The sequence below is a fragment of the Mycobacterium cookii genome (assembly GCF_010727945.1).
Taxonomy (GTDB): Bacteria; Actinomycetota; Actinomycetes; order Mycobacteriales; family Mycobacteriaceae; genus Mycobacterium; species Mycobacterium cookii.
In genome coordinates this window covers 383350-396547 of sequence record NZ_AP022569.1, presented here as the reverse complement: position 1 = coordinate 396547, position 13198 = coordinate 383350, and the positions used below count along the sequence as shown (strand labels likewise).

Genomic DNA, 13198 nt, shown 5'->3' with positions numbered 1-13198 from the left:
GGGCTCAGCACAGCGTCGGCGATCCCAGGAAGCAGTGCCAGTGGTGCGCCGCGCTAGCCACGCCTGCGTCGAATGATCGCCCGAAGTCGTTCGAGTCGACTCGCGATCTCCCGCTCGGCCCCGTGGCTGGTCGGCCGGTAGTAGTCGACGCCGACCAGATCGTCCGGCGGATACTGTTGCGGCACAACACCATCCGGATCGTCGTGCGCGTACCGGTAGCCCTGGGCGTTGCCGAGTGCGGCGGCACCCGAGTAGTGGCCGTCGCGCAGGTGCGGCGGGACCAGCCCGGCCTTGCCGGCGCTGATGTCCTGCATCGCCGCGCCGATCGCGGTGGTGACGGCGTTCGACTTCGGCGCGGTGGCCAGGTGGATGGTGGCGTGCGCCAGGGTCAGCTTGGCTTCGGGCATGCCGATCAGCGCGACGGTCTGCGCCGCGGCGACCGCGGTCTGCAGCGCAGTCGGGTCAGCCATCCCGATGTCCTCACTGGCCAGGATCATCAGCCGCCGCGAGATGAATCGCGGATCCTCGCCGGCGACCAGCATCCGGGCCAGGTAGTGCAGCGCGGCGTCCACGTCGGAGCCGCGTACCGACTTGATGAACGCGCTGACCACGTCATAGTGCTGATCGCCGTCACGGTCGTAGCGGACCGCGGCCTTGTCGAGCGATTGCTCGATGACCTCGACGGTGACCTGCTCCCCCGCCTCGGCCGCCACTTCCAGCGCGGTCAACGCGCGACGGGCGTCACCGGCAGCCAGCCGGACCAGCAGGTCGACGGCCTCAGCTGTCACCGTGACCCGGCCGCCCAGGCCGCGCTCGTCGTCGATCGCACGCTGTACCACGGCGCGAATGTCATCGGCCGACAGCGGCTGCAGCTGTAGGATCAATGACCGCGAAAGCAACGGCGCGACAACAGAGAACGACGGATTTTCAGTCGTCGCGGCGACCAGCAACACCACCCGGTTCTCCACAGCAGACAAGAGCGCGTCCTGCTGAGTCTTGGAGAACCGGTGCACCTCGTCGATGAACAACACGGTCTGCTCGCCGTACGCGGCGGCACGACGGGCCACATCGATGACGGCGCGGACTTCTTTGACCCCCGCCGACAACGCCGACAGCGCTTCGAAACGGCGTCCGGTGGCCTGCGAGATCAGCGATGCCAGCGTCGTTTTACCGCTACCGGGCGGGCCGTAGAGGATCGCCGACGCCATGCCTGATCCTTCGACCAGACGCCGCAGCGGCGAGCCGGGCTGCAGCAGGTGGTCCTGACCGACGACCTCGTCGAGACTGGCCGGGCGCATCCGCACGGCCAACGGCGCGGCGGCGGAACCGAATTGCTCACGCACGCCACGGTCGGTCTCATCGGGGACGTCGAACAGACCGTCGGGCACGGTGTCAGGCATACCACGTCGATTCGACACGTCGGCGGGCAGTGTGAGGTCGCAGCGGGGCAGGTGGATACTTGCTAAGTTCGCGGAGCACGCCTGCACAACTCCCCGACGACGACGCAGGAGCGGTCATGAGCCAACCTCCGGAGTATCCCGGCAACCCGAGCGAGCCGTGGAGCGACAACCCGCACCCGGGCAACTACCCGCGACCCGGGTACGGCCCTCCCCCAGGACCGCCGCCGGGCTACGGACCACCGCCGGGGCCGCCGCCGGGTTACGGTCCGCCTCCGGGTCCGCCCCCGGGCTACGGCCCGCCGCCTCAGCCCGGCTACGGACCGCCGCCCGGTTATCCCCCGCCGCCCGGCTACGGGCCGCCGCCCGGCTACGGGCCCCCGGGCTATGGCCCTCCCCCCGGGCAGGGGTTCGACATCGGTCAGGCGTTCAGCTGGGCGTGGAATAAGTTCACTCAGAATCTTGGGCCGCTGATCCTGGCGATGCTGGTCTATGCGGTCGTGGGGATTGTCGTGCACGGCCTGGTATTCGTGCTCCTCGGCGGCGCCACGGCCGAGAACCCTGGTACAGACGGAAATTACGCCGCATCGTTCTCCGCGGGCCTGGGCACCGTCGGCACGCTGGTCCTGTCGATCGTGTCGTTCGTCTTCGGCATTTTCGTCCAGGCGGCGTTCCTGTCCGGAGGGCTCGATCTCGCCGACGGGCGGCCGGTCAGCGTCGGCTCGTTCTTCAAGCCGCGCAATTTCGGCAGCGTGGTCCTGGCTGGCGCACTGCTCAGTGTGATCAGCGCCGTCCTGGACCTGCCCGCACTGCTGCCCAATTTCCTGTTCGCGTTCCTGTCGTTCGTGGCGATCATCGTCTTCACGTTTTTCGCGCTGTTCACCATCGCGTTCGCAACGGACCGTGGTTTGTCGCCCATCGATGCGCTGAAGGCCAGCGTCAGCACGGTCAGATCGCACATCGGCGACACGCTGCTGTCGTTCCTGGTCCAGGGCCTGGTGCTGTTCCTCGGCTTTTTGGCCTGCGGCGTCGGCATCCTGGTCGCCGCGCCGGTGGCGCTGCTCATCCAGGTCTATACCTACCGGAAACTCTCCGGCGGCCCGGTCGCGCCCTAGCCGGTCACGGCCGGGTGACGAAGTCGATCAGCTCTTCCACCCGGCCGATCAACGCGGCGTCCAGGTCGGTCCAGTCGCGGACCCGGCCGCGGATGCGGCGCCAGGCCGCGGCGATATCGGCCTGGTCTGCGTGCGGCCAGCCCAGCGCGTCGCAGATGCCGTGCTTCCACTCGGTTCCGCGCGGAATCACCGGCCACTGCGCCAGGCCGAGGCGGGCCGGTTTGACGGCTTGCCAGATGTCGACGAACGGGTGCCCGACGACGAGCGTGTCCGCGCCGCCCGGGCCCCGGCGCACCGCGTCGGCCAGCCGCGACTCCTTCGACCCGGGCACCAGATGATCGACCAGCACACCCAACCGTCGCTGCGGGCCGGGCCGGAACTGCTCCACAATGCCGACGAGATCGTCGACGCCGCCGAGGTATTCGACCACCACGCCTTCGATCCGCAGATCGTCGCCCCACACCTGCTCGACGAGTTCGGCGTCGTGGCGTCCCTCGACATAGATCCGTCCGGTCCGGGCCACCCGGGCACGGGCGCCGGTCACCGCCACCGAGCCGGATGCGGTGCGAGCGGCGCTTTTCGGCGCTGGACGACGCGGGGCGGTCAGGATCACCGGTTTGCCGTCCACCAGGTACCCGGGCCCGACCGGGAAGGATTTGGTGGCCCCGCGGCGGTCCTCAAGTTGCATCCGGCCGTACTCGACGCGAACCACCGCGCCGACGTAGCCGGTTTGCGCGTCCTCGACGACCATGCCGAGTTCTATTGGCACTTCGACCGATCGGGGCTTGCGCGAGCCGTGCGGGTCGCGTGCCAGTACGTCGGAGCCGTAACGATCGTCCACCCGAGCGATCCTAGGAACAGCAGCCCGCCAAATCCGGTTGCGCCACTCCGCGATATCCGATCGCCGACAGCGTCAATCGCGAAGGGTGCGCCCCTGCGCGTCAGGCATCTTGCCGGTGAGGATCAGGATGGCGTCGATCAACGGCCATATCCACCCGGCAAGTCCCAGGGTGAAAACGGTGATCGCGAGTTGCGCAAAGCCGATCCCGATGTAGCCGAGGTAGAAGCGTCCGATGCCGATGCCTCCGAGGAAAAGCTGCAGGAGACCGGCCACCAGCTTGCTTTTGTCCGACAGCGGCCGCCCGCTCGCATCCACGCCGTGGTAGCCCACTCCGCCGAAGGGCGCGACGGCCGGAGCTGGAACGGGCGGTGCCGCAACCCATTGCCGGCCATCCCAGAACCGTTGTCCTGGCCCGCCGCTCGGATCCGGGTACCAGCCTGCAGCCGGTTGTTGAAACGTCATTTCGCTGGCCCTTTCTAGGCGTTGACAGGGGATCTTGCACGGCGACGGCGTTGGACAGCCGGCGTCATCATCGCATTCGAGCCGGAATTGCGTCACGTGATCCGCCCGCGGAGACCGACCGCGCCGACACTGAGTGTTGCCGCGCTGCGGCACTCAGGCTGGCGTGATGAGATGAGCGGTTATGACCATCAAAGTGGCACTGGAGCACCGCACCAGTTACACCTTTGACCGGCCGGTCCGGGTCTTCCCGCACGTCGTGCGGCTGCGCCCGGCACCTCACTCGCGCACGCCGATCGAGGCCTACTCGCTGCGGGTCGAGCCCGCCGACCACTTCGTCAACTGGCAACAGGACGCGGTCGGCAACTTCGTCTACCGGCTGACCTTCCCGAATCCGACGAGCCAGCTGACCATCACCGTCGGGCTCATCGCCGACCTCAAGGTGATCAACCCCTTCGACTTCTTCATCGAGGACTGGGCCGAGACGTGGCCGTCATCCGGCATATTCAGCTACCCCGAGCCGTTGGCGGAAGACCTCAAGCCATATCTGCGACCCGTCGACGAGGAGGGCCCCGGCTCCGGGCCCGGCGAACTCGTGCAGGCCTGGGTGCGTAACTTCGCGGTGCCGGAGGGCACCCGCACGATCAACTTCCTGGTGGAGCTGAACCGGCGGATCAACCACGACCTCAGCTACAGCGTCCGGATGGAACACGGCGTCCAGACGCCGGACTTCACGCTGCGAACCGGGGTCGGCTCCTGTCGCGACTTCGCCTGGCTGCTGGTGTCGATCGCGCGCCAGATGGGGCTGGCCGCCCGTTTCGTGTCCGGCTACCTGGTCCAGCTGACCTCCGACGTCAAGGCGCTCGACGGGCCCTCGGGTCCGGCGGCCGACTTCACCGACCTGCACGCCTGGGCCGAGGTGTACATCCCCGGTGCGGGCTGGATCGGGCTGGACCCGACGTCGGGGCTGTTCGCCGGCGAGGGCCACATCCCGCTGGCAGCCACCCCGCATCCGTCGGGCGCGGCGCCGATCACCGGCGGGATCGAGCCGTGCGAGTCGGTGCTGGAGTTCTCCAACACGGTCACCCGCATCCACGAAGACCCCCGCGTGACGCTGCCCTACACCGACGAAGCGTGGGCGACCATTCAGGACGTCGCCCGCGGTGTCGACGAGCGACTGACCGCCGCCGACGTGCGGCTCACCGTCGGCGGCGAACCGACGTTCGTCTCGGTGGACAACCAGGTCGACGACGAGTGGACCACCGCCGCCGACGGCCCGCACAAGCGGCAACGCGCATCCGACCTGGCCGCGCGGCTCAAAGCGCAGTGGGCCCCGCACGGGCTGGTGCACCGCGGGCAGGGCCGCTGGTACCCCGGAGAACCGTTGCCGCGCTGGCAGATCGGCCTGTATTGGCGCACCGACGGCCAGCCCCTGTGGCCGGATGCCACGCTGCTCGCCGACCCCTGGGCCGTCGAGGCGGTCGGCCCGCCGGCGGCCGACTCGGCCGCCCACGACTTGCTGGCCGCCATCGCCGACGGGCTGGGCCTGCCGCTGTCGCAGGTGCGGCCCGCTTACGAGGATCCGCTGTCCCGGGTGGCTGCCAAAGCCCGTCTGCCCGAAGGTGACCCGGTGGCGTCGGATGACGACTTGGACCCCGAAACCGGCGGGGACACCGCCGCGACACGCGCCGCGTTGCTGGCGCGCCTCGACGAATCCACCGACGAGCCAGCGGCATTCGTGTTGCCGCTGCACCGCCGCGACGATGGCTCCGGCTGGGCCAGCGCCGACTGGCGGCTGCGTCGCGGCCGCGTCGTGCTGGTGGACGGCGACTCGCCGGCGGGTCTTCGGCTGCCGCTCGACGCGATCAGCTGGAAGCCGCCGCGACCGACCTTTGACACCGACCCGACCACTGTCGGCGACGAACTGCACCCCTCCACGGCGAAGGCCGACGTCGACGATGACGAGACCGCACCGACCACCGCAATGGTCGCCGAGGTCCGCGACGGGCTGCTCTATGTGTTCATGCCGCCGAGCGAGGCGCTGGACCACTTCGTCGACCTGATCGGCCGGGTGCACGACGCGGCGGCGGCGATCGGCTGTCCGGTCGTCATCGAGGGTTACGAGCCGCCGCCCGACCCACGGCTGACGTCGACGACGATCACCCCCGACCCGGGCGTCATCGAAGTCAACGTCGCGCCCACCGCCAGTTTCGCCGAGCAGAGCCGACAGCTCGAAACCCTCTACGAGCAAGCCAGATTAGCGCGGTTGTCCACCGAGTCGTTCGACGTCGACGGCAGCCACGGCGGCACCGGCGGCGGAAACCACATCACGCTGGGCGGCATCACCCCGAAGGATTCGCCGCTGCTGCGCCGGCCGGACCTGCTGGTCTCGCTGCTGACGTATTGGCAGCGACACCCGTCGTTGTCCTACCTGTTCGCCGGCCGCTTCGTCGGCACCACCTCGCAGGCACCGCGGGTGGACGAGGGCCGCGCCGAGGCGCTCTACGAACTCGAGATCGCATTCGCCGAAATCGACCGGCTCACTTCGCTTTCCGAGGACGCCCAGCCCAAGCCATGGTTGACCGACCGGGCACTGCGGCATCTGCTGACCGACATCACCGGCAACACGCACCGCGCCGAATTCTGCATCGACAAGCTCTACAGCCCGGACAGCCCGCGCGGCCGACTCGGCCTGTTGGAGCTGCGTGGCTTCGAGATGCCACCGCATCTGCGGATGGCGATGGTGCAGTCACTGCTGGTGCGTTCACTCGTGGCCTGGTTCTGGGACGAGCCGCTGCGGGCTCCGCTGATCCGGCACGGCTCCAACCTGCACGGGCGATACCTGTTGCCGCACTTCCTGATCCACGACATCGCCGACGTCGCTGCGGACCTGCGCGCGCACGGGATCGCGTTCGAGACCAACTGGCTGGACCCGTTCACCGAATTCCGCTTCCCGCGCATCGGCACCGCGGTGTTCGACGGCGTCGAGATCGAGCTTCGCGGGGCGATCGAGCCGTGGAACACGCTCGGCGAGGAGTCCACCGCCACCGGCACGGCCCGCTATGTCGACTCGTCGGTAGAGCGCCTGCAGGTGCGCGTCATCGGCGCCGACCGCCACCGTTACCTGTTGACCTGCAACGGCTTTCCGGTTCCGCTGCTGGCCACCGACAACCCCGACATCCACGTCGGCGGTGTGCGGTTCCGGGCCTGGCAACCGCCCAGCGCGCTGCACCCCAGCATCACCGTCGACGGCCCGCTGCAGTTCGAGCTCGTCGACCTCACCACGTCGACGTCACGCGGCGGCTGCACCTACCACATCGCCCACCCCGGCGGGCGCGCCTACGACGAGCCGCCCGTCAACGCCGTGGAAGCCGAATCCCGTCGCGCCCGCCGCTTCGAGGCCACCGGTTTCACCTCGGGCAAGCTCGACCTGTCCGACGTCCGTGAAATGCAAGCGCGAATTTCCACAGACATCGGCGCGCCGGGCATCCTCGACCTGCGACGCGTGCGTACCGTCCTGCGGTAATGGCTTCGTCAGAGATGACAGTTCACTCCAGCGAGTCGTCGGCGGTTGCTCACCACCGCACCGACGTCGATCAGCTGCTGGCCGGGTATCGCGCCGCGCGGTCCCAGGAGGCCCTGTTCGATCTGCGACCACCCGGCCTGCGCGGACCGGTCAGCGGTTACGACGAATTCGTCGACCGGGCCGGGAACGTCCAACCCGGGTGGACCGAGTTGGCCGACGTTGTCGGCGACCGCGGGCGGGCCGGGCTCAGCCGGCTCAGCGCCGCGGTGCGCCAACTGGTCGACAACGACGACATCACCTATACCGGCGTCGATCCCGCCAAGGAACCCCATGCCGAGCCGCGGCCGTGGCGCCTGGACCCGCTGCCACTGGTGGTGTCGGCCTCCGACTGGGATGTGCTCGAGGCCGGGCTGGTGCAGCGGTCGCGGGTGCTCAACGCGGTGCTCGCCGATCTGTACGGTGCCCGTCGCGCGCTCACCGAAGGTGTGCTGCCGCCGGAGTTGCTGTTCGCCCACCCCGGTTACGTGCGCGCGGCCAACGGAATCGACGTACCGGGCCACCACCAACTGTTCATGCATGCCTGCGATGTCAGCCGGCTGCCCGACGGTGGATTTCAGGTCAACGCCGACTGGACGCAGGCCCCGTCGGGTGCCGGGTACGCGCTGGCCGACCGCCGCGTTCTGACCCAGGCTCTCCCGGACCTCTACGAGCGGGTGGGGCCGCGGCCCACGACACCGTTCGCGCAGGCGCTGCGGTTGGCGTTGATCGACGCGGCGGCCGACGGCGTCCAGGACCCGGTCGTGGTGGTGCTCAGCCCGGGCATCTACTCCGAGACCGCGTTCGATCAGGCCTATCTCGCGACGCTGCTGGGTTTCCCGCTGGTGGAGAGCGCCGATCTGGTGGTGCGCGACGGCAGGCTGTGGATGCGCTCGCTGGGCACCCTCAAGCGCGTCGACGTGGTGTTCCGTCGGGTCGACGCGACGTACACCGACCCACTGGATCTGCGCGCCGATTCGCGGTTGGGGGTGGCCGGCCTGATCGAGGCGCAGCGCCGCGGGACGGTCACCGTGGTCAACACCGTTGGCAGCGGGATATTGGAAAGTGCTGGGCTGCAACGCTTTCTACCCGAGCTGGCCAAGCGGTTACTCGGCGAGGCGCCGTTACTGGCCGTCGCGCCGAGCTACTGGGGTGGCATCGACAGCGAACGTTCGCATCTACTGGCAAACCTTTCGTCGCTGTTGATCCGGCCCACTATCGGCGGACAAACCCTTGTCGGCCCGACGCTTTCGTCGGCGCGGCTGGCCGAGCTGGCGTCGTGCATCGAGGCGATGCCGTGGCAATGGGTCGGCCAGGAGCTGCCGCAGTTCTCGTCGGCGCCCACCAGCTACGGCGGCGAATTCTCCCCCGGCGGAGTGGGCCTGCGGTTGTTCACGGTGGCCCAGCGCGGCGGCTACGCGCCGATGCTGGGCGGTTTGGGCTACGTACTCGCGTCGGGGCCATCCGCCTACACGTTGAAAACTATTGCGGCCAAAGATGTCTGGGTGCGTCCCACCGAGCGTTCGCGCACCGAGACGGCGACCCTGCCGGCACCCGAGACGCCCGTGAAGACCGGTGCCGGCACGCTGGGCGTCAGCTCTCCGCGCGTGTTGTCCGACCTGTTCTGGATGGGACGTTACGGCGAACGGGCCGAGAACATGGCCCGGTTGTTGATCGTGGCACGCAGGCGTTACTACGAATTCCGGCATCGCCAGGAGACCTCGGAAAGCGATTGCGTGCCGGTGCTGATGGCCGCACTCGGCCGCATCACCGGCACCGACATCCAGGCCGACGACGCGGCCGAGATCATCGCGATCGCGCCGTCGACGCTGTGGTCGCTGACCATGGACCGTGAGCGCCCCGGGTCGTTGGTGCATTCCGTCGACCGCCTGGCGCTGGCCGCCAGGGCGGTGCGTGACCAGTTGTCCAGCGACACCTGGGTGGTGCTGGCCGGGGTCGAACGCGCGCTGGCGCACAAATCCGAACCACCGGACTCGCTGGCCGAGGCCGACGCCGTGCTCGCGACGGCGCAGTCGCAGACCCTGGTCGGGATGCTCACGTTGGCCGGCGTAGCCGGTGAGTCGATGGTGCACGATGTCGGCTGGACCCTGATGGACATCGGCAAGCGCATCGAGCGTGGGCTTGGCCTGACCGCGTTGCTCAACGCCACGCTGACCACCGTGCGGGACCCGGCCGCCGAGCGGACCGTCATCGAATCCGCACTCACCGCAGCCGAATCCGCGGTGATCTACCGCCGCCGCACCGCCGGCATGGTGAGCGTGGCGGCACTGGCCGAATTGATGCTCTTCGACCCGACGAACCCGCGGTCGCTGGTGTACCAGCTGGAGCGGCTGCGGGCCGACCTCGGCGACCTGCCCGGCTCGTCGGGGTCGTCGCGACCGGAACGGATGGTCGCCGAGATGAGCACCCTGCTGCGACGATCGCATCCCGCCGAGCTCGAAGCAGTCGCCGGTGGCCGGCGAAAACAGCTGACCGACCTGTTGACCTCCGTGCATGTCGCGTTGCGCGAGCTGGCCGAGGTGATCGCCGCGACGCAGCTCGCGCTGCCCAGCGACATGCAGCCGCTGTGGGGCCCCGGCGAGAGCCGCGTGCTGCCGTGACCTGCGTCTAGGCGCGCACCGGATCACGCTTGCCGCTGGGCGCGGTCACCTCGTCGACGACGCCGTGGATGAACTTCATCTTCTCCAGCACCGCGACCGGCAGGACGAACGGATAGAGATCGTCGTGACCCATCGACCGGTTCACCATGTTCAGCGACCACGACACCGGCAGCCACATGTCGATGATGGTGGCAAAAGCGCTGGGCCCCAACACCGGCCGGTCGAACGTCGCCGTCGCCGGAGCGAAGCCCGACCACGCCGCGGTGTCCAGAGTGTCGCGGATGTGCAGGTAGTGCGCGAACGTCTCCGCCCAGTCCTCGGCCGGATGCATGGTCGCGTACGACGACACGAAGGTCTTCTCCCAGCCCTCCGGCGCACCTTCGCTGTAATGCCGGTCCAGCGCCTCCTGATAGTCGGCGTTCGCGTCACCGAACAACTCGTTGAACCTGGCCACGTACTCGCTGGACGGGGCGATCAGCCGGTAGTAGTAGTAGTGGCCGATCTCGTGGCGGAAGTGCCCTAGCAAAGTGCGGTACGGCTCGTCCATCTCGACCCGTAATTGCTCGCGGTGCACATCGTCGCCCTCGGCGAGATCGATGGTGATGACGCCGTTCTCGTGTCCGGTCATCACCTTCTCGTGCGCGCTGGACAGCAACCGGAACGCCAGCCCGTAATCGGGATCCTGCTGACGTCCGACGATCGGCAGCTTCAGCTCGCGCAGTTCGACGACCAGGCGGCGCTTGGCCGCCTCGGCGCTCGCGAACTCGGCAAGACCCTCCTTGTCGGCATCGTTGGGCCGTTCGATCGTCAGCTGGCAGGACTCGCACAGCCCGCCGGACATGATCGGCACCAGCCAATTGCATTCGGCGACATAGCGGTTGGCGCACAGCTCGTATTCGCTCGCGCTGACGAAGCCGGCGTGGTCGGCGTCGTCGCCGGTGGTGATCACCAGCAGGGCCATCTGTGCGAGGGAGAAACCCAGCGCACTGCCGCAGACCAGGCAGGTCGAATTCTCGAAGGTGAGGCGCTGACCGCAGTTCGGGCAATGGAAGTCACGCATTGAGTTCGCCACCCTCATCGGGCACGACGTCGACGGCGACATCGATCTTGCTGTCCTTGGCATTGGTGTAGATGATGCCGCGCAACGGCGGCACGTCCGCGTAGTCGCGGCCTCGCCCGACGATGACGTACCGCTCGTCGACCATCTGATCGTTGGTGGGATCCAAGCCGAGCCACTCGAACTGGCCGGGTGGCTGCGGTGTCCACACGGCGGTCCAGGCGTGGGTTGCGTCAATACCGATCATGCGGTCCTTTCCGGGGGGAGGACTGGTGGCCAAGTAGCCGGACACGTAACTGGCCGCCAAACCGTTGGCGCGCAGGCAAGCTATCGCCAGCCGTGCGAAATCCTGACATACCCCTTCGCGGGCCGTCAGAACCTCATTGACGCCGGTGGATACCGTGGTCGATCCGGACCGGTAGGTGAAGTCGGTGTAGATCCGCGTCGTGAGGTCGCGCAGCACCTCGACCAGCGGACGTTCGGGGATGAAGCTCGGCGCCGCGTAATCGCGTACGGCGTCGGTGATCTCGGGTGGATTCAGGTCGAGGGTGAATTCGGTGGCCAGTGCGCCGCGCACTCCGCGCGGCCGGGCGTGTTCCCATGGTGCGAGCGCCGGCCCGGCGCCCCAGCGTTCCGGCGGCGACGGGTACACCTCGACAACCGACTCGCTGGTGACGGTCAGCGTCCGGTGCGGCTCGGTGACATGGAAGTAGGAGCTGGTGTTGCCGTAAGAGTCGCGGCTGGTCGAACTGTCCGCCGGGGCGGGCGAGATTCGCAGCTCGTGGAACAGGCAACGTTGCCGCAGCAGATCGCGCGGGGTCAGGAACCCGCGACCGTAGGAACTGGTGACCACGTCCGAATAGCGGTACTCGGTGCGGTGGGTGATCCGGTAGCGGGCCCCTGTGCCCGGCGGATGCTGATCCGGTGACCGCGGCTCGGGCTCGCTGGCCTGGGTCGACGACGTCACGCTGCAACACTAGTGAGCGGCGACATCGCGCGCAGCGGCGGAGCGCGATCGTCCCCTAAGCCCTTGAACGAAGAGCACAATGAGGCATGGCCACGTGGGACGACGTCGCCAGTGTCGTCGGAGTGCTTCCGCTCGGCGAGGAAAGTTCGCCGCGCGAATGGCGGGTCGGGAAGAAGCTGATCGCCTGGGAACGCCCGCTGCGCAAGTCGGACCACGAGGCGTTCACCGCTCTCGGAATCGACCCTCCCCGGGGCGACATCCTCGGCGTTCGAGTCTCCGACGAGGGCGTCAAGTTCGCGCTGATCGCCGACGAACCCGACGTGTACTTCACCACCCCGCACTTCGACGGCTACCCGGCGGTGCTGGTCAGGCTCGCGGAGATCGGCGAGCCCGAATTACGGGAGCTGATCGTCGATGCCTGGTTGGCGCAGGCCCCAAAACGCCTGGTCCAGGAGTTCCTCGACGACACCAAGTGACATGTCGAGCGCACCCCACCCAGGCATCAGATATCACTTGAGTAACAGAAGTAACACAAGTCACTCTAATCACTCAATCACGACTAGATAACTTTTGTCACTTAATTCACTTCAGTATAAAAATGCATCACTAAGCTAATTTTCTCCCTCTAATTACCTCTAGCAACATAAAACCCTAATTAAACAATAATCTCATTAATTACTAAAACCCCACTCATTGACTCCTTTCACGTGCGTTCGTTAGAACTGTTAAATGAGTCATTTAGGTGGACTACTGAGCACGATGTGCAAGCACCTGGTGATAGCCGCGTTGGTCGTCCTGGGTATGACCCTCGTCGTGTCCCCGACCACTGGCGTGGCATACGCGGACGGTATGGACTGGGACGCCGTCGCGCAGTGCGAATCGGGTGGCAACTGGCACGCCAACACCGGCAACGGGTTCTACGGCGGCCTGCAGTTCAAGCCGTCGACGTGGGCCGCGAACGGCGGAGTCGGCGACCCGGCCACCGCTCCACGCGAAGAGCAGATCGCGGTGGCGAACCGGGTTCTTGCGACCCAAGGCCCGGGTGCCTGGCCTAAGTGCGGCGGTAACGGCCAGCTCTTCCCGATCCAGATCGTCAACATCTTGCTGCACCCGGTCCGCGGGACATTGCAGACGCTCTGGTCGATGGTCCCGCATTAACCACATCGAGGGCTACGAAAT

The 13198-nt window shown here is 67.6% G+C and carries 10 protein-coding genes; 5 read left to right on the top strand and 5 right to left on the bottom strand.

Annotation, left to right across the window (positions count from 1 at the left end):
- Positions 1 to 53: 53 nt before the first annotated feature.
- Positions 54 to 1400 (bottom strand): replication-associated recombination protein A, encoded by a 1347-nt coding sequence (locus G6N27_RS01955; protein ID WP_163774836.1) that lies wholly within the window; start codon positions 1398 to 1400, stop codon positions 54 to 56.
- Between the two features lie 116 nt (positions 1401 to 1516).
- On the opposite strand from G6N27_RS01955, the gene G6N27_RS01950 reads away from it, so the two are divergent.
- The gene (locus tag G6N27_RS01950; RefSeq protein WP_163774834.1) at positions 1517 to 2512 is read left to right on the top strand and encodes a DUF2189 domain-containing protein; all 996 of its coding nucleotides are present in this window, start codon (positions 1517 to 1519) and stop codon (positions 2510 to 2512) included.
- A 4-nt stretch (positions 2513 to 2516) separates the two neighbouring features.
- Here G6N27_RS01950 and G6N27_RS01945 read toward each other — a convergent pair whose 3' ends face one another.
- Both G6N27_RS01945 and G6N27_RS01940 read right to left on the bottom strand, forming a co-directional pair.
- Positions 2517 to 3353, bottom strand: coding sequence for a DUF3097 domain-containing protein (locus G6N27_RS01945; RefSeq protein WP_163774832.1), 837 nt, complete (start codon positions 3351 to 3353; stop codon positions 2517 to 2519).
- A 72-nt stretch (positions 3354 to 3425) separates the two neighbouring features.
- Complete coding sequence (locus tag G6N27_RS01940) at positions 3426 to 3815, bottom strand: NINE protein (protein ID WP_163774830.1); 390 nt, start codon at positions 3813 to 3815, stop codon at positions 3426 to 3428.
- Positions 3816 to 3996: 181 nt separating this feature from the next.
- Between G6N27_RS01940 and G6N27_RS01935 the strand changes: the two genes are divergently transcribed.
- Positions 3997 to 7338, top strand: a complete 3342-nt coding sequence (locus tag G6N27_RS01935) for a transglutaminase family protein (RefSeq protein WP_163774828.1) — start codon at positions 3997 to 3999, stop codon at positions 7336 to 7338.
- Between the two features lie 14 nt (positions 7339 to 7352).
- Positions 7353 to 9995, top strand: a complete 2643-nt coding sequence (locus G6N27_RS01930; protein ID WP_232065214.1) for a circularly permuted type 2 ATP-grasp protein — start codon at positions 7353 to 7355, stop codon at positions 9993 to 9995.
- Between the two features lie 7 nt (positions 9996 to 10002).
- On the opposite strand, the gene G6N27_RS01925 is transcribed toward G6N27_RS01930, so the two are convergent.
- A complete protein-coding gene (locus G6N27_RS01925) occupies positions 10003 to 11055 on the bottom strand; it encodes a zinc-binding metallopeptidase family protein (protein WP_163774823.1) in 1053 nt (350 codons plus the stop codon).
- Positions 11048 to 11938 (bottom strand): transglutaminase family protein, encoded by an 891-nt coding sequence (locus G6N27_RS01920; RefSeq protein WP_232065213.1) that lies wholly within the window; start codon positions 11936 to 11938, stop codon positions 11048 to 11050. The genes G6N27_RS01925 and G6N27_RS01920 overlap by 8 nt, the downstream gene beginning before the upstream one ends.
- A 167-nt stretch (positions 11939 to 12105) precedes the next feature.
- On the opposite strand from G6N27_RS01920, the gene G6N27_RS01915 reads away from it, so the two are divergent.
- Positions 12106 to 12495 (top strand): MmcQ/YjbR family DNA-binding protein, encoded by a 390-nt coding sequence (locus G6N27_RS01915; RefSeq protein ID WP_163774818.1) that lies wholly within the window; start codon positions 12106 to 12108, stop codon positions 12493 to 12495.
- A gap of 283 nt (positions 12496 to 12778) precedes the next feature.
- A complete protein-coding gene (locus G6N27_RS01910) occupies positions 12779 to 13177 on the top strand; it encodes a transglycosylase family protein (protein WP_232065212.1) in 399 nt (132 codons plus the stop codon).
- Positions 13178 to 13198: the final 21 nt, after the last annotated feature.

Bases quoted from the DNA above. Each gene is read 5' to 3' on its own strand.
- G6N27_RS01955 (WP_163774836.1), bottom strand. From the start codon at position 1,400: ATGCCTGACACCGTGCCCGACGGTCTGTTCGACGTCCCCGATGAGACC.
- G6N27_RS01950 (WP_163774834.1), top strand. From the start codon at position 1,517: ATGAGCCAACCTCCGGAGTATCCCGGCAACCCGAGCGAGCCGTGGAGC.
- G6N27_RS01940 (WP_163774830.1), bottom strand. From the start codon at position 3,815: ATGACGTTTCAACAACCGGCTGCAGGCTGGTACCCGGATCCGAGCGGC.
- G6N27_RS01935 (WP_163774828.1), top strand. From the start codon at position 3,997: ATGACCATCAAAGTGGCACTGGAGCACCGCACCAGTTACACCTTTGAC.
- G6N27_RS01930 (WP_232065214.1), top strand. From the start codon at position 7,353: ATGACAGTTCACTCCAGCGAGTCGTCGGCGGTTGCTCACCACCGCACC.
- G6N27_RS01925 (WP_163774823.1), bottom strand. From the start codon at position 11,055: ATGCGTGACTTCCATTGCCCGAACTGCGGTCAGCGCCTCACCTTCGAG.
- G6N27_RS01915 (WP_163774818.1), top strand. From the start codon at position 12,106: ATGGCCACGTGGGACGACGTCGCCAGTGTCGTCGGAGTGCTTCCGCTC.
- G6N27_RS01910 (WP_232065212.1), top strand. From the start codon at position 12,779: ATGTGCAAGCACCTGGTGATAGCCGCGTTGGTCGTCCTGGGTATGACC.